Origin of the sequence: Streptomyces aureocirculatus (assembly GCF_000720475.1) — a bacterium.
GTDB classification, from domain to species: Bacteria; Actinomycetota; Actinomycetes; order Streptomycetales; family Streptomycetaceae; genus Streptomyces; species Streptomyces aureocirculatus.
The window spans coordinates 19,061-35,209 of the sequence record NZ_JOAP01000007.1; the positions used below are offsets into that span (position 1 = coordinate 19,061).

A 16,149-nucleotide genomic window follows, 5' to 3' on the forward strand; every position below is an offset into this window, starting at 1 on the left:
GGAAAGCGCATCACGTACGCCTCCTGGCGGTCCCCCGGGAGACGCTGCGCGCGTCGAGCCCGGACAGACCGCGCACGGCGACGTACGCCTTCTCGCGTCCCGGCAGTGAGACGCGGCCCCGCAGGACCGCCTCCGGTTCTCTCTCGATGCGGTCGAGCAGCCGGCGGTAGATGCCCGCCATCGCCGCCACACAGGCGCCGCTGCGCCGGTCGAGCATCGGCAGGAGGCGGTAGCCCTCGGCGAACAGGGCCCGCGCGCGGCGGACTTCGAAGTGCACAAGCCCCGCGAAGTCCGATCCGGCCGGTGGCTCCGGCCTGGAGAACCCGTCGGCGCAGCCGAACTTGGCGAGGTCGTCGGCGGGGAGGTAGGTACGGCCCTCCAGGGCGTCCTCGCGAACGTCACGGAGGATGTTGGTGAGTTGCAGCGCGAGCCCGAGCGTGTCCGCGTACTCCGGGGCGCGCTCCGCGTTCGGCGCGCCCGGTGCGGTGCCGAAGACGCCGAGGGAGAGCCGCCCGATGGCACCGGCCACACAGCGGCAGTAACCCTTCAGGTCCTCCCAGGTCTCGTACGTCTCGCCGCGCACGTCCATCAGGACGCCGTCGATCAGCTCGTCGAGGCCGCCGAGCGGGATGGGGAAGTGCCCGGCCGCATGGCTGAGCGCCACCGCGACGGGGTCGGTGTCGTCCTCCGCCACGCCGCCGTCGCGCACCCGGGTCAGCAGGGCCCGGGTGTCATCGAGCCGCGCCTGCTTCACCTCCGGCGCGAGGGTGCCGTCGCCGATGTCGTCCACGCGCCGGGAGAACGCGTAGAGCGCGGACATCGCCCGCCGCTTGGGCGTCGGCAGCAGCCTGATGCCGTACGCGAAATTGCGTGCCTGCTGCCCCGTGACGGTCTCGCAATAGCTGTATGCGGCGAGTACCGGCGCGGACACGCGAGGTTCTGACTCCACGGTCCGGCTCACCCCTCTCCTCGCAGAACCGCTCCCACCTCGCGCAGCAAACGGGGCTTCGTGGGTTTCGGCGGCCTCAAAATTACGTCGTACCCGGCGGCGGCGATCGCCGCGACGGTCGCCCTTCCCCCTGCCACGAACCCGGCGAGCAGCAGCTTCAGCCTGCCGTGGACGCTACCCACGAGGGGGGTGCCTTCATTCAGGAGGCGGTGGGCGCGTTCCGCTTCATATGCAACCAGTGCGCGCACCGATGCGCCTGCTGTGGGTACGGCCAGGTCCCGTTCCTGAACGTGGAACCGCCGCATGTCCTCGGCCGGGAGATAGACGCGGTCGCGTGCCAGGTCCTCGCGCACGTCCTGGAGGTGCTCCACGATCTGCAGCGCGGTGCACACCGAGTCCGACAGGCGGACGCGCTCGGGGGTCGCGGTGCCGGTGATGGCGAGGACCAGGCGGCCCACGGGGTTCGCGGACAGCTCGCAGTAGGCCACCAGGTCGTCGAAGGTCTCGTACCGCTTGACGAGCTGGTCCTGGCGGTTGGCGGCGATCAGGCCGAGGAAGGGCTCGGGCGTCAGAGCGCGTCGGCGCACGGTGGGCACCAGGGCCTGAAGGAGCGGGTGGCCGGGGTCCTGACCCGCGGTGAAGACCTTCCGCAGATCGGCCTCGAAGGCGTCGAGGAGGGTGAGCGGGTCACCGGCGGCGGCCGGGTCGGCGCCGAGGTAGCGGGCGTGTGCGGCGCTGCGGTCCAGGTCGCCGTCGCCGATGTCGTCGACCAGACGGGCGTAGCCGTACACGGCCATGAGGTCCTCGCGCCAGGCGCGCGGGAGGAAGAACGGGGCCACGGGAAAGTTCTCGTCCGCGGCTTTGTCGAGGACGGCGGACGCATCGCGGAGCCGGAGATCGTCCGTAGCCATTGCCGTCACATCTCCCGTTCTACACTGCCGACCTAAAACATCCTATTTCGGACACGCCGCCCTGCCCCCGCCCGGCGGACGATGCCCTGTGCCCCGGTGCCGCGCGAAATCGCCCCACTTGCCGCTATTCAGCACCGGTACAGCTTACGTTGTACAACGCGCGCCGAGTCGTCGGGGTGTTTCGCGCATCACAACAACGCACCGATTGGCTTCAATCTTCCCCGAACTCCCGTGACGTGTGGGGCTTTTGATGTCCGGAAACGGAGCAGGGCCCCGCCGGGGCGTCCCGGCGGGGCCCTGCTCCGTCCGGCCGTGGCGGGCGTACCGCCATCCGGCTGCCTACCGGTGAACGGCTGCTTACCGGTGAACGGCTCCCTACCGCTGAACGGCTACCTACCGGTGAACTTCTCGTACTCCTTGATGACCTCGTCGGTCGGCCCGTCCATCCGCAGCTCGCCGCGCTCCAGCCAGAGCACACGGTCGCAGGTGTCACGGATCGACTTGTTGTTGTGGCTGACCAGGAAGACCGTGCCGGCCTCCTTGCGCAGCTCACGGATGCGGGCCTCGGAACGCTTCTGGAACTTGCGGTCGCCGGTGGCGAGCGCCTCGTCGATCATCAGCACATCGTGGTCCTTGGCGGCCGCGATGGAGAACCGCAGGCGGGCGGCCATGCCGGAGGAGTAGGTGCGCATCGGCAGGGTGATGAAGTCACCCTTCTCGTTGATCCCGGAGAAGTCGACGATGTCCTGGTAGCGGGCCCTGATCTGCTCCCGGCTCATGCCCATGGCGAGCCCGCCGAGGATCACGTTGCGCTCACCGGTCAGGTCGTTCATCAGGGCCGCGTTGACACCGAGCAGCGAGGGCTGGCCGTCGGTGTAGACCTTGCCCCGCTCGGCGGGGAGCAGGCCCGCGATGGCCCGCAGGAGCGTGGACTTGCCGGAGCCGTTCGAACCGATCAGGCCGATCGCCTCGCCGCGGTAGGACGTGAAGCTGACCCCGCGCACCGCGTGCACCTTGCGGACGCCGCGCTCCTCGCCGCCCCGCAGGATGCGGCTCAGGGCGGAGGTGGCGCTGCCCTTGCCCGTCTTCGCGCCGTTCACGCGGTAGACGATGTGCAGCTCGTCCGCGATGACCGTGGGGACGTGCGTCCGGTCGCCGGTCCCCGCGTTCTTGTCGTCAGCCACGGCCGTACCTCTCCTCCGCCTTCCAGAAGTACACGAAACCGCCCGCCGCCACGAGCAGGGCCCAGCCCGCCGCGACCGCCCAGACGTGCGGCGGCAGGTTCTCGGAGCCGTAGCCGTCGATGAGCGCGAAGCGCATCAGGTCCATGTAGATGGCGGCCGGGTTCCACTGCAGGATGTCCCCGATCCACGCCGGGTGGTCCTTGAGCATCACCGGGATGGAGAACATCACGCCGGACGCGTACATCCAGGTGCGCATCACGAACGGCATGAGCTGGGCGAGGTCCGGGGTCTTGCTGCCGAGCCGCGCCATGACGAGCGCGAGGCCGGTGTTGAAGAGGAACTGCAGGGCGAGCACCGGCGGGATGAGGAGCCACGACAGGCGCGGGTAGCTGCCGAAGCCGACCGCCACCACGAACAGCACGATCATCGAGAAGAGCAACTGCTGGAGCTGCTGGAGCGAGAAGGAGACGGGCAGCGAGGCGCGCGGGAAGTGCAGCGCGCGCACCAGGCCGAGGTTGCCCGAGATGGCCCGCACACCCGCCATCACCGAGCTCTGGGTGAAGGTGAAGACGAAGACACCGGTGACCAGGAACGGGATGTAGACCTCACGGGACATGCCCCGGTCGGCCTTGAGGATCAGGCCGAAGATGAGGAAGTAGACGAGCGCGTTGAGCAGCGGCGTCGCCACCTGCCAGAGCTGGCCGAGCTTGGCCTGGCTGTACTGGGCGGTGAGCTTGGCCTGGGAGAAGGCGAGGATGAAGTGGCGCCGGCCCCAGAGCTGGCTGACGTACTCGAAAAGACCGGGACGGGCGCCGCTGACGGACAGGCCGTACTTGGCCGCGAGCTCCGCGGGGGGCAGCCCGTCGTCGGGCGACGGTGGCGCGGTCACCGCGACTCCACCGTCCTGCGTTGTCTCACTCACGAGGGGAAACTTTCGTCTTCAGATGCGCGGCCGGTCGGGCGTAGGCGAGGGCCAGGGACCGGGATACGGCCCGAATGTTCTCAGACCCGAGCTTGTCAGATGACAGGAGGTCGGCCCAGTCGTGTCAGGCGCCACACCGTACGCCACTTCATGGGACGGCGGGGTCCGCACGGGCTGGTCCAACCCTCCTTGAAGCCGCCGAACCAGGCCTTGAGCGCGGGCCGCGAGGGGCGCCGGGCGAGGGTGAGCAGGAGCCATACGCCGAGGTAGACCGGCATCAGGGCGGCGGGCAGGTTGCGGCGGGCCAGCCAGACGCGGTTGCGGGCCACCATGCGGTGGTAGACGGCGTGCCGCGAGGGGGCCGTGGTGGGGTGGAAGAGCACCATGTCGGCGCGGTAGTCGATCATCCAGCCCGCGTCCAGGGCGCGCCAGGCGAGGTCGGTCTCCTCGTGCGCGTAGAAGAAGGCGTCGGGCAGGCCGCCGACCTCCTCGATGACCTTGGCGCGGACGGCGTTGGCGCCGCCGAGGAAGGTCGTCACGCGTGAGGACCGCATCGGGTCGGAGGCGCGCAGGCGCGGGACGTGGCGGCGCTGGGTGACGCCGGTGTCGGGGTCGGCGATGCGGAAGGAGATGATCCCGAGCTCCGGGTCCGCCGCGAAGGCCTCGCGGCACCGTTGCGCGGTGTCCGTGTGGGCGAGCAGCCCGTCGTCGTCGAGGAAGAGCAGGATGTCCACGCCGGTGCCGTCGGCGGCGCCGGGTACGAAGGCCTCGATGCCCGCGTTGCGGCCACCGGGGATGCCCAGGTTCTCGGGCAGCTCTATGGTGCGCACGCCCTCGGGGACGTCGGGCACGGGGGCGCCGTTGCCGACGACGACCACCTCGATCCGGTCGCCTTCCTGCTTGGCGACCGAGTCGAGGAGGGCGCGCAGCTCCTGCGGGCGGTTGCCCATGGTGATGACGACCGCGCCGATCTTCAGCGGCGCGGCCGCCCTCTCCGGTGTGCCGGACGGACTCGGCGTACTCACTTCAGCCTGCTCGACACGAGGATGGACACGAGGTGGAGCAGGGTCTGAAGGAGCGCGATGCCCGCGAGGACGGCGACCCCGAGCCGGGAGAAGAACAGGTCGCCCCTGGCCGAGTCCACGATCGCGAGGACCAGGATGAGCAGCGACGCCTCGATGCCGAGGATGAGGCGGTGGAACTTCAGCGCGGCGGCGGCCTTGCGGGCGAGCGCCATGCCGGCGGCGCGCGGCTCGGACGCCGACTCCTTGACGGGGGCCAGGCCCTGCTGGTGGCGGGCGACGCCGACCAGGTCGGTCTCGGCCTTGATCAGGATGGCGCCGAGGGCGGCGAGGGTGCCGAGGAAGGCCCACAGCCACTCCGGGCCTTCTGCGCGGCCCGAGCCCCACAGATCGGCGGCGCGCAGACCGAAGCCGACGAGGACCGCGGCGTCGCACAGATAGGCGCCGACCCGGTCCAGGTAGACGCCGCCGAGCGAGAACTGCTGACGCCAGCGGGCGATCTCGCCGTCGACGCAGTCGAGCAGCAGATAGAGCTGGACCGCGACGACGCCGAGGACGGCGCCCCAGATGCCCGGCACCAGGAGGGCCGGGGCCGCGAGGACGCCCGCGACGGTCATCAGGTAGGTGAGCTGATTGGGCGTGATCCTGGTGTTCACCAGGTAGCGGTCGCAGCGCAGCGAGATCTCGCGCATGTACAGGCGTCCCGCCCAGTGCTCACCGCTGCGCCGGTCCTTCACTCCCGCGGGGTGGACGACGGGGCGGAGTTCAGCTACCGATGGCCTTGGCATAGTCGGCGTATGCGTCCTTGATCTGGTCGGTGTTCAGATTGAGGTGCTCGAGGATCGTGTAGCGGCCCGGCCGGGTCTGCGGGGCGTACGCGACGACCTGGACGAACTCGTCCACGGTGAAGCCGATCTCCTCCGGGAGCACGGGCAGGCCGTGGCGGCGCAGGACCTCGGCCATGTACGCCGACTCCTCGCGGGCGCCGCGCAGGTGCATGGCGAAGGCGGCACCGAGGCCGCACTGCTCGCCGTGGCTGGCCGCGCGCTTGGGGAAGAGCAGGTCGAAGGCGTGGTTGATCTCGTGGCAGGCGCCCGACGCCGGGCGGGAGTCGCCCGAGATGGACATCGCGATGCCGGTGAGGACCAGGCCCTCGGCGAGCACTTGGAGGAAGGCGTCGTCGCCGACGCCGCCGGGGTGGCGCAGGACCGCCTCGCCGGCCTGGCGCGCCATCGCGGCGGCGAGTCCGTCGATGTCCTCGCCGCGCTCGCGGGCGGCGAGCTCCCAGTCGCGGATCGCGGAGATGTTGGAAAGCGCGTCGCCGATGCCGGAGCGTACGAAGCGGACCGGGGCCTCACGGATGACGTCGAGGTCGATGACGACCGCGATCGGGTTCGGCACGCCGTACGAGCCGCGGCCCGCGTCGTTGTCGAGGGTGGCGACCGGCGAGCACAGGCCGTCGTGCGAGAGGTTCGTGGCGACGGCGACGAGCGGCAGGCCGACGCGCGCCGCGGCGTACTTGGCACAGTCGATGATCTTGCCGCCGCCGAGGCCCACGACCGCGTCGTAGCGGCCCTTCTTCATGGCGTCGGCGAGCTTGATGGCGTCGTCGAGCGTGCCGCCGCCCACCTCGAACCACTCGGCGCCGGACAGCGAGGGCGAGAGCCGCTCGCGCAGGACCGCGCCGGAGCCGCCGCTGATGGCGATCGCGAGCTTGCCGGCCGACGAGCAGATCCGCTGGTCGGCGAGGACCCCGGCCAGGTCGTTCAACGCCCCCGGCCGGATGTCCACGACGACCGGCGAGGGGATGAGCCTCGTCAGTACAGGCACGCGATCTCCCGCCCCTTGGCCAGGTCGTCGTGGTTGTCGATCTCGACCCACTTGACGTCGCCGATGGGGGCCACGTCGACCTTGAAGCCGCGGTTGACGAGCTCCTGGTAGCCGTCCTCGTAGTAGAGGTCGGGGTCGCGCTCGAAGGTGGTCTTCAGTGCGTCGGCGAGCTCGTCGGCGGCGGAGCCCTCGATGAGGGTGACGCCGATGTACTCACCGGTGGCCTCGGCGGGGTCCATCAGCTTGGTGATCTTCTGGACGCCCTGCTCGGCGTCGACGATGACCTTCATCTCCTCGTCGGCGAGCTGCTTCACCGTGTCGAGGGCGAGGATGATCTTCTGGCCGTTGCCGCGGGCGGCGAGCAGCGTCTTCTCGACGGAGACCGGGTGCACGGTGTCGCCGTTGGCGAGGATCACGTCGTGCTTGATGGCGTCACGCCCGCACCACAGGGAGTAGGCGTTGTTCCACTCCTCGGCCTTGTCGTTGTCGATGAGGGTCAGCTTGAGGCCGTACTTCGCCTCCAGGGCCGCCTTGCGCTCGTAGACGGCCTCCTTCTTGTACCCGACGATGATCGCGACCTCGGTGAGACCGATCTCGGCGAAGTTGCCGAGCGTCAGGTCGAGGATGGTGGTGTCGCCGTCGACGGGCACCAGGGCCTTGGGCAGGGTGTCCGTGTACGGACGCAGACGCCGTCCGGCGCCTGCCGCAAGGACGAGGCCGATCATGCGGGTTCTCCTTCATCGTGTACGGCGGGTGCGCCACGCTTGTGAGCGGTCACCCAGAAGCGGATGCTCTCGACGAGCACCACCAGTGCCACGGCCACGGCGAGGGCCGTGAGCGCGACGGTGAAATCTGTGTCGTGCAGTACGACGGCGGCCAGCGCGACCGCCAGGGTCCTGCCTTCTTGGCCGCCGATCGTCCGCACCAGCCAGCGCGGGGGCGCGCCGGTGCCGCCCTTGATGCGGTACACCGTGTCGTAGTGATGGTAGGCGACCGCGGCCACCAGTCCGAAAGCCGCCGGAAGGCAGCCGTTCACATCGGCTTTGGCCGCCAGTACGAGAACGGTGCTGTATTCGGCCACACGGAAGAACGGCGGAACCAGCCAGTCCAGGGCGCCCTTGAGGGGGCGGGCGAGAGCAAGACCCGAAAAGATGACGTACACCACGGCGCCGACGACCACCCACGGGCTGCCGTAGGAGCTGAGGAGCGCGGCGCAGAGCACCGCGGCGCCGCCGGCGAGGGCGAGGGCGGGCGCGGGCAGCGCGATGCCGGGCCGCAGGGCGGCGAAGGCGGAGCCGAGCGGGCCGTTGTCGGCGAGGTCGTCGAGCGCCCGCGCGGCGCGGTCGGTGCGGGTGGCCTTGCGGGTCAGGGAGCGCAGGACGCGTCCCGCGGTGGTGTAGCAGGCGGCGAGGGCGCAGCCGACCAGGAGGACGACCAGGGTGACGCGGGGCGTGGTCAGGGCGGTGAGCACGGCGATCAGGGCCCAGCGCTCGCCGATGGGCAGCACGATCATGCGGCGCAGCCAGACCGTCCAGCCGACGCTGTCGAGCTTGTCGGAGAGGGCGGCGGTGGGGCTGGTGTTGCCGGTCGCGTCGTGATTGGCCTCGTTGAAGGAGAAGTCCACGACATGTCGGCAGGTCTGGAGGACCATCGCGCCGAGCGCGAGCGCCCACACGTCGTCGCCGCCGCGGGCGGCACCGAGCGCGAGGCCCGCGTAGTACGCGTACTCCTTGGCGCGGTCGAAGGTCGCGTCCAGCCAGGCACCGAGGGTGGAGTACTGGAGGGAGTAGCGGGCGAGCTGGCCGTCCGTGCAGTCGAGGACGAAGGAGAACAGGAGCAGAAGACCGGCGGCGACGAAGCCGCCGCGGGTGCCGGTGGCCGCGCAGCCCGCCGCGATCAGGGCGGTGAGCAGCGAGGCCGTGGTGACCTGGTTCGGGGTGAGGCCGCGGCGTGCGCTCCAGCGGGCGAGGTAGCGCGAGTACGGGCTGACGCAGTACGTCGTGAAGAAGCCGTCGCGGGCCTTCACCGCACCGCGCAGGCGCACGGCCTCGTCGTCGACGGCGGCGACGGCCTGGCGCGCGGCGTTGCGGGCCTGCGGGTCGTAGGCCACGGTCGCGACGAGCGTGCCCAGCTCGGGCCTGTGTACGTCGGTGCCGGTGCTCTCCAGGACGGCGGCGAGGCGGTCGGGAGCGGAGGGCTCAGCCGTGTCGAAGTCGCGGGGTGCCCCGGCGGCGGGGGCCCCGGCGGCTGCCGTGCGCAGGGCGCGCGTCAGTTCCCCGCGCGCCCCGGCTTGAGCCGTCACCGCTCCGGGTACGGCGGCGACGGGGAAGCGCGGGTCGGTCAGGCCGAGGCGCAGGGCGTGGACGTGGCCGACGAAACGGTGGTCGACGACGGCGACGCGCTCACCCGCGGGCAGGTCGCGCAGCAGGGCCTCGAGGTCCTCGGCGGACGCCGTTCCAGGGGCGGTCCGTACGTCGAAGCCCAGGGACCGCAGATCGCCTTCGAGCGGCGAACCGGGCACCGGCAGGCCGGTGAGGATGGCGGTCGACAGACGAACTCACTCCTTGATTCCCGGCGCGGCTCGCGCGGGCACGTGCGTGACGGGGGCGCCCCGGCCACGAGGCGGCCGGGCGGCATGTCGGCAGAGGCTATCGGATGAATGGAAGCGGGCGTTCACCGCCCGTTCACGCCCCGATCAGCAGGGTCTGCGGGGTCCGGGCCACCGCGATCATCATGGTCGAAAGCAGCCCGCGGCCACAAACCGCGGGGCACACACCCTCCCAAGCACGCCTAAGGTGGACGCCCATGACATGGCTGATCACAGGTGGAGCGGGATATATCGGGGCGCATGTGGCGCGGGTCATGGCCGGCGCCGGGGAGCGCGTGGTCGTTCTCGACGACGTCTCGTCCGGGGTGCCCGACCGGCTGCCCGCGGACATCCCTCTGGTACGGGGCACTTCGCTCGACGGGGACCTGGTGCGGCGGGTGCTCGCCGAGCACAGGGTGACGGGTGTGGTGCACCTCGCGGCCCGCAAGCAGGTCGGTGAGTCGGTGGAGCAGCCCCTGCGCTACTACCGGGAGAACGTCGGGGGTCTCGCGACCCTGCTCCAGGAAGTGGTGGACGCGGGGGTCGGACGGTTCGTCTTCTCCTCGTCGGCGGCCGTGTACGGCAATCCCCCCGACGCCGACCTGGTGACCGAGGACACGCCCTGCGCACCGGTCAGCCCCTACGGCGAGACGAAGCTGGCGGGCGAGTGGCTGGTCCGGGCGGCCGGGCGGGCGCACGGGATCACCACCACCTGCCTGCGGTACTTCAACGTGGCGGGCGCCGAGCGGCCCGAACTCGCGGACACCGGCGTCTTCAACGTGATCCCGATGGTCTTCGACCGCCTCACCCGCGACGAGGCCCCGCGCGTCTTCGGCACCGACCACCCCACGCCCGACGGCACCTGCGTACGCGACTACATCCACGTCAGCGATCTCGCCGAGGCCCATCTCGCGGCCGCCCGCAGGGCCGCCGAGCCCGGCACCGACCTGACGGTGAACATCGGCCGCGGCACGGGAGTTTCCGTACGCGAACTGCTCGCCGTGATCGCGGAGGTCACCGGGGACCGGCGCGCGCCGGTCGTCGAGCCGCGCCGCGCGGGGGACGCGCCGCGCGCGGTGGCGGACGCGGGCCTGGCCGCGAAGGAGCTCGGCTTCACCGCGCGGCGCGGCGTCGAGGAGATGGTGGCGTCCGCGTGGGCGGGCTGGTGCCTGCGCCACCCGGAGGCGACGCGCGGCTGACCACCCGGCCGCGACGCTCCGCAACGCTCTGACCTGCACCTCGTTTGCGCAGGTCAGAGCATATGACAACGGTTCTCAGGAGCGTGTTGCACATACCCCCCACCCGTAGTTCACTGGTGATCGCGACCGGGACCCGGACGCCGCCCGACGACCACGGAGGACCGCCTCATGGGGGCACGGAACGGCCACGACCACAGTCACGCACCGCCCCTCAAGGGCACGGCCACGGCCGCCTACAAGGGCCGGTTGCGGATCGCCCTCGCCATCACGCTCACCGTCATGGTGGTGGAGATCGTCGGCGGTATCGTCGCCGACTCCCTCGCGCTGATCGCGGATGCGACGCACATGGCGACGGACGCCCTCGGCCTCGGCATGGCGCTGCTCGCCATCCACTTCGCGAACCGGCCACCGAGCGAGAACCGCACCTACGGCTACGCGCGCGCCGAGATCCTGGCCGCGCTCGCCAACTGTCTGCTGCTGTTCGGCGTCGGCGGGTACGTCCTGTACGAGGCGATCCAGCGCTTCGTCACCCCGGCCGAGACCGAGGGCGGCCTGACCATCGTCTTCGGCCTCATCGGCCTGGCCGCGAACCTGGTCTCGCTCACGCTCCTGATGCGCGGCCAGAAGGACAGCCTGAACGTGCGCGGCGCGTTCCTGGAGGTCCTCGCGGACGCGCTCGGTTCGGTCGCGGTCCTGGTGTCGGCGGCCGTCATCCTCGCGACGGGCTGGCAGACGGCGGACCCCATCGCCTCCATCGTCATCGGCCTCATGATCGTCCCGCGTACGTGGAAGCTGCTGCGGGAGACCCTGAACGTGCTCCTTGAGGCCGCGCCCAGGGGCGTCGACATGGCCGAGGTGCGCGCCCACATGCTGGCCCTGCCCGGGGTGCGGGACGTACACGACCTGCACGCCTGGACGATCACCTCGGGGATGCCGGTGCTCTCCGCGCACGTCGTCGTGAGCTCCGAGACGCTGACCGCCATCGGCCACGAGAAGATGCTGCACGAACTGCAGAACTGCCTCGGCGACCACTTCGACGTCGAGCACTGCACGTTCCAACTGGAACCGAGCGGCCACGCGGAGCACGAACCGCGGCTTTGTCACTGAGACAGCTCTGTCACTGAGGCAGCTCTGCCGCTGAGACAGCTCTGCCGCTGAGGTAGACTGATCGGCGGTCTTTGAGGACACGTTTACGGGAGGTGGGTTGATGACTGTCGCGGCTGACGCTGCCACGCGTAGCGACACGGGCATCCCCACATCCCGGGCCCACGGCTGACTTTCCGTACGCCTGCGTCTTCTGACGCATGCGTCGCGGCCGGGCCCTCTCACTCAAAGGGTTTCCTCCGTTGACTCAGCATTCCGAGAACGCGATCACCGACGCCTTCTTCGCCCTGCACCACGGCCTGCCGCGGCAGGGCCCCGGCTCCGACGCCACGACGCGGGCGCTGCTCGCCCTGGCCGGCGAGCTGCCCGCCCGTCCGCGCGTGCTCGACCTCGGCTGCGGCCCCGGCCGTGCCGCGCTGCTGCTCGCCGCCGAGGCCGGTGCCGACGTGACGGCCGTCGACCTGCACGAGCCGTTCCTCGCCGAACTGCGCGCCGCCGCCCGGGCCCGCGGCCTCGCGAATTCGGTGCGCACCGTCCGCGCGGACATGGGCGACCTGCCGTACCCGGACGGGTCGTTCGACCTCGTCTGGGCGGAGAGCTCCGCGTACAGCATCGGCTTCGACACCGCACTCGACTCCTGGCGGCGGCTGCTCGCACCCGGCGGGACGCTCGTCCTCACCGAGTGCGAGTGGACGGTCGCCGACCCGTCCGCCGCGGCGCGCGCCTTCTGGGACGCGCACTACCCGCTGCGCACCGCGGAGCGCAACACCCGCGCGGCGCTCGCCGCCGGGTACGCGGTGCTCGGCACCGTGCCGCAGCCGGAGTCCGACTGGGACGAGTACTACGGCCCGCTCGGCGCCCGCGCCGACGCGGCCGACCCCGGGGCGCCCGGCATGGCCGAGGCCCTCGCCGCCACCCGCGCCGAGCTCGCCGTGCGGCGCGACCACGGCACGGAGTACGGGTACACCGGCTATGTCCTGCGCCCCGCGGGCGGCACCTGGCGCACCCGGCCCGAGGCGGGGTCCGGCGCCGACCGGGCGGGCGTGCACGCCGTGCACGCCGCCGCGTTCCCGACCGTCGCGGAGGCCGACCTGGTCGACGCGCTCCGCGAGGACCCGGGCGCCTGGCTGGACGGTCTGTCGTACGTCGCCGAGGCTCCCGGCGAGCCCGGTGGCGTCGGCGACACCGGCGGGGAGGTCGTGGCGCACGCCCTGCTCACCCGCTGTCATGTGGACGGCGCCCCGGCGCTCTGCCTGGCGCCGGTGGCCGTGCACCCGGCGCATCAGGGAACGGGCGCCGGTTCGGCCGTCGTGCGCGCCGTGCTGCACGCCGCGCGCTCCCGTGGCGAGCAACTGGTCCTGGTGCTCGGCCACCCGGACTACTATCCGCGGTTCGGTTTCAGCCCGGCCTCGGGTTACGGGATCCGGCCAAGTTTCGAGGTGCCTGACGAGGCCATGATGGCCCTCGTCCTGGAAGGAGCGCCTGGAACGGGCGGTTCCGCACCGGTGCCGCGGGGCACGATCACCTATCCGGCGGCCTTCGGGGTCTGATCCCCACGGCGTCCGCGTGTCCCGTCCCCGGCGTCGGGGACGGGACATGCGGGGCTCCCGGAGTGCGGGGAGTGCCGGTGTCGTACGGCAGACTTGAGGATCCGAGACCGAAGCGAAGGATGGGTATGCCGATCACACCTGCCACCGCGGCGAACAGCTCGCCGAACGGCACCGGAGAGACAATCCTGCTGGAACTCGTCGACGAGGACGGCAGGACGATCGGTACGGCGGAGAAGCTCGCCGCCCATCAGGCGCCCGGGCAGTTGCACCGCGCGTTCTCCGTCTTCCTCTTCGACGAGCAGGGCCGGCTCCTTCTCCAGCAGCGGGCGCTCGGCAAGTACCACTCCCCCGGCGTCTGGTCCAACACCTGCTGCGGCCATCCGTATCCGGGTGAGGCGCCGTTCGCGGCCGCCGCTCGGCGCACCTTCGAGGAGCTCGGCGTCTCGCCGTCGCTGCTCGCCGAGGCGGGCACGGTGCGCTACAACCACCCGGACCCGGATTCGGGCCTCGTGGAGCAGGAGTTCAACCACCTGTTCGTCGGGATGGTGCAGGCGGAGCTGCGCCCGGACCCCGCCGAGGTGGGCGACACGGCGTTCGTCACGGCCGCGGAGCTGGCGGAGCGGCATGCGCGGGGCACGTTCTCCGCGTGGTTCATGACGGTCCTGGACGCGGCACGGCCCGCGGTCAAGGAGCTGACGGGTCCTGGCGCGGGCTGGTAGCGCCGTGCCCGGGGGGCCCGCGCTCAGGTCGCTCGGGCCCCGTTCGGTTTCAGGGGCAGGGCCGCCCAGATGACCTTGCCCCCGTCGGCCGTGTGCTCGGCGTCGCAGGTGCCGCCCGCCTCCAGGGCGATCTCACGGACCAGGAGCAGCCCGCGGCCGCCGGTCTGGCCGTAGTCGGCGAACAGCGCCGTGGGCCGGTAGGGGTGGTTGTCCTCCACGGACACCCGCACCCACTCCGCGCCCACCGCGACCTCCACGGCGAGCGTCGGTGAGAGCAGCGCCGCGTGCCGCACCGCGTTGGTGACGAGCTCGGAGACGATCAGGAGCAGTCCCTGGACGAGCTCGTCCGGCGCCGGCACGCCCTGGCGCGCGAGCAGATCGCGCACCGCGTGCCGTGCCTGGGGCACCGACGCGTCGACGGCGGGGGCGGTGAACCGCCACACACCCTCGTACGGCACGCGTCCGTCGCCCCTTGGGAGCGGGTCCGGCCCTCTCCCGTCGTTCCCCATTGCCCGGTCCCCGCCCTCGCGCTCGATTGTCACCACACGTCGAGTGTTGGGAACGCACTGGTCCGCGCCCCGCTACTGACCAGAAGTCAGCCACTATCGACGTGATTTGATCGCGCCCGCATGACGCCGTCAGTTGCGCGACTGCTCCTGCCCCTCTTCTGCCGCCTTCCAGGGTTCTTCAGGTTGTACGGCTTCACGGCCGACCATGCTGATGAGCCGTCGGCCGCCGATGCCCGTGGCGATGAGGCCGAGGCCGTCGAAGAGCAGCGCGAGGGAGAAGAAGGTACCGATGACGTACTGGCTGCTGCTCGGCCAGCCGCCGAGCACGAGCACGCCGAGCAGCACCCCGAACGCGCCCTGCAACAGCGTCACGGCCATCTGGGGCCCCCGCACCACCAGGCTGCCGACGAGCCGGAACACCCCGCCGGTGAGGAAGAGCAGCGCCGCGAACATCGTCAGCGCCTCCGCGGCCACGTCGGGTCTGCGGATGACGACGACGCCCGCCGCGAGGTTCAGCGCGGCCACCACCACGCCGAGCCAGAAGAAGTTCGAACCGCGGGACTGCACCGCGTGCAGCAGCGCCACGACGCCGCCCACCAGGAGCAGCCATCCGAACAGCAGCATCGAGGTGAGCGTCGCGACACCCGCGTACACGAGCCCGACGAGCCCGCCGACGGCGAGGATCGCGCCGAGCACCGTGAGCAGGCCGAAGCTGCGCCGAAGCTGTGAGCCCCGGTCCGTGCCGCCGGGCCCTTCGGCACCGGCTCGCTTGTGTGTACGGCCCATGACCATATGCGTCTCCGTCCGTGCGAAGCCGCCCCCTTCTTGATCGTACGTTCGAGGGGTGCGGATAGCATCCGGCGCATGGAGCCGCAGCTCAGGCACGCCGTCGCGGACGGCGTCGCCACCGTCGTCATCGACCATCCGGCCAAGCGCAACGCCATGACGTCCGACATGTGGCGCGCGCTGCCACCGCTGCTCGGGGCCCTCGCCGCCGACCCCGCCGTCCGGGCCCTGGTCCTCACCGGCGCCGGGGACACCTTCTGCGCGGGCGCGGACATCTCCTCACTGCGTACGGAGCCCGGTCGCGCCCAGGAGCTCGCGGGGCGGGCGGAGGAGGCCCTCGCGGTGTTCCCCAAGCCGACGCTCGCGGCCGTGCGGGGGTACTGCGTGGGCGGGGGCTGTCAGCTCGCCGCCGCCTGCGACCTGCGGTTCGCCGACGAGGACGCCACCTTCGCCATCACCCCGGCGAAGCTCGGCATCGTCTACGCGGCGTCGACCACGCGGCGCCTGGTGGCCCTGGTGGGCCCCGCCACCGCCAAGTACCTGCTGTTCTCCGGCGAGCCGATCGACGCGGCACGTGCGCTGCGCGGCGGGCTCGTGGACGAGGTGCTCGCCGCCGGTGAACTGGACGCCCGGGTCAAGGAGTTCACCCGGGTCCTCGCCTCCCGCTCGCTGCTCACCCAGGCGGCGGCGAAGGAGTTCGCGTCGGACGTTGCCACCGGCGGGGCCGGTTCCGGAACCGGGGACTTCGGCGCCGCGCGGGAGGCGTACTGGGCGGGACAGATGCGCGACAGCGGCGACACCGCCGAGGGTGTCGCCGCCTTCCTGGAGCGCAGGCAGCCGCGGTTCACCTGGACGCCGCCGCGCTAGGGGCGTCCGG

General features: G+C 71.5%; 16 protein-coding genes. 5 read left to right on the forward strand and 11 right to left on the reverse strand.

Annotation, left to right across the window (positions count from 1 at the left end; genetic code table 11):
• Window positions 1-10: 10 nt before the first annotated feature.
• From hpnD to IG78_RS0108260, 9 genes are all read right to left on the reverse strand, one after another.
• Window positions 11-961: a presqualene diphosphate synthase HpnD gene (hpnD, locus tag IG78_RS0108220; RefSeq protein ID WP_030560729.1), complete on the reverse strand. Its 951-nt coding sequence runs from the start codon at window positions 959-961 to the stop codon at window positions 11-13.
• The gene (hpnC, locus tag IG78_RS0108225) at window positions 958-1,860 is read right to left on the reverse strand and encodes a squalene synthase HpnC (RefSeq protein WP_030560730.1); all 903 of its coding nucleotides are present in this window, start codon (window positions 1,858-1,860) and stop codon (window positions 958-960) included. Before hpnC ends, hpnD begins: the two co-directional genes overlap by 4 nt.
• Before the next feature lie 389 nt (window positions 1,861-2,249).
• Window positions 2,250-3,044 carry an ABC transporter ATP-binding protein gene (locus IG78_RS0108230; RefSeq protein ID WP_030560731.1) on the reverse strand — a complete coding sequence of 265 codons (795 nt, stop codon included), beginning with the start codon at window positions 3,042-3,044 and terminating at the stop codon, window positions 2,250-2,252.
• Entirely contained in the window at window positions 3,037-3,966 is a 930-nt protein-coding gene (locus IG78_RS0108235; RefSeq protein WP_030560732.1) for an ABC transporter permease, read from the reverse strand. The genes IG78_RS0108230 and IG78_RS0108235 overlap by 8 nt, the downstream gene beginning before the upstream one ends.
• Window positions 3,967-4,061: 95 nt before the next feature.
• Window positions 4,062-4,916, reverse strand: a complete 855-nt coding sequence (locus IG78_RS0108240; RefSeq protein ID WP_051852460.1) for a glycosyltransferase family 2 protein — start codon at window positions 4,914-4,916, stop codon at window positions 4,062-4,064.
• A gap of 71 nt (window positions 4,917-4,987) precedes the next feature.
• Entirely contained in the window at window positions 4,988-5,776 is a 789-nt protein-coding gene (locus IG78_RS0108245; RefSeq protein WP_078964717.1) for a CDP-alcohol phosphatidyltransferase family protein, read from the reverse strand.
• Complete coding sequence (locus tag IG78_RS0108250; protein ID WP_030560735.1) at window positions 5,754-6,818, reverse strand: iron-containing alcohol dehydrogenase family protein; 1,065 nt, start codon at window positions 6,816-6,818, stop codon at window positions 5,754-5,756. Before IG78_RS0108250 ends, IG78_RS0108245 begins: the two co-directional genes overlap by 23 nt.
• Window positions 6,806-7,543: a phosphocholine cytidylyltransferase family protein gene (locus IG78_RS0108255; RefSeq protein WP_030560736.1), complete on the reverse strand. Its 738-nt coding sequence runs from the start codon at window positions 7,541-7,543 to the stop codon at window positions 6,806-6,808. The genes IG78_RS0108250 and IG78_RS0108255 overlap by 13 nt, the downstream gene beginning before the upstream one ends.
• Window positions 7,540-9,369 carry a DUF5941 domain-containing protein gene (locus tag IG78_RS0108260; RefSeq protein ID WP_030560737.1) on the reverse strand — a complete coding sequence of 610 codons (1,830 nt, stop codon included), beginning with the start codon at window positions 9,367-9,369 and terminating at the stop codon, window positions 7,540-7,542. The genes IG78_RS0108255 and IG78_RS0108260 overlap by 4 nt, the downstream gene beginning before the upstream one ends.
• 254 nt (window positions 9,370-9,623) lie before the next feature.
• On the opposite strand from IG78_RS0108260, the gene galE reads away from it, so the two are divergent.
• The 4 genes from galE (at window position 9,624) to idi (ending at window position 13,977) form a co-directional block, all read left to right on the forward strand.
• Window positions 9,624-10,604, forward strand: coding sequence for a UDP-glucose 4-epimerase GalE (galE, locus tag IG78_RS0108265; protein ID WP_030560738.1), 981 nt, complete (start codon window positions 9,624-9,626; stop codon window positions 10,602-10,604).
• Window positions 10,605-10,772: 168 nt separating this feature from the next.
• Window positions 10,773-11,711, forward strand: a complete 939-nt coding sequence (locus tag IG78_RS0108270; protein ID WP_030560739.1) for a cation diffusion facilitator family transporter — start codon at window positions 10,773-10,775, stop codon at window positions 11,709-11,711.
• Between the two features lie 239 nt (window positions 11,712-11,950).
• Window positions 11,951-13,258, forward strand: coding sequence for a bifunctional class I SAM-dependent methyltransferase/N-acetyltransferase (locus tag IG78_RS0108275; RefSeq protein ID WP_030560740.1), 1,308 nt, complete (start codon window positions 11,951-11,953; stop codon window positions 13,256-13,258).
• Window positions 13,259-13,383: 125 nt separating this feature from the next.
• On the forward strand, window positions 13,384-13,977 hold the full coding sequence (idi, locus tag IG78_RS0108280) for an isopentenyl-diphosphate Delta-isomerase (protein ID WP_030560741.1): 594 nt from the start codon (window positions 13,384-13,386) through the stop codon (window positions 13,975-13,977).
• 23 nt (window positions 13,978-14,000) lie between these two features.
• Here idi and IG78_RS0108285 read toward each other — a convergent pair whose 3' ends face one another.
• On the reverse strand, window positions 14,001-14,486 hold the full coding sequence (locus tag IG78_RS0108285) for an ATP-binding protein (RefSeq protein WP_051852439.1): 486 nt from the start codon (window positions 14,484-14,486) through the stop codon (window positions 14,001-14,003).
• A 129-nt stretch (window positions 14,487-14,615) separates the two neighbouring features.
• Window positions 14,616-15,272, reverse strand: a complete 657-nt coding sequence (locus IG78_RS0108290) for an HdeD family acid-resistance protein (RefSeq protein ID WP_051852461.1) — start codon at window positions 15,270-15,272, stop codon at window positions 14,616-14,618.
• A 78-nt stretch (window positions 15,273-15,350) separates the two neighbouring features.
• On the opposite strand from IG78_RS0108290, the gene IG78_RS0108295 reads away from it, so the two are divergent.
• Window positions 15,351-16,139 (forward strand): enoyl-CoA hydratase/isomerase family protein, encoded by a 789-nt coding sequence (locus tag IG78_RS0108295; RefSeq protein ID WP_030560744.1) that lies wholly within the window; start codon window positions 15,351-15,353, stop codon window positions 16,137-16,139.
• Window positions 16,140-16,149 lie beyond the last annotated feature (10 nt).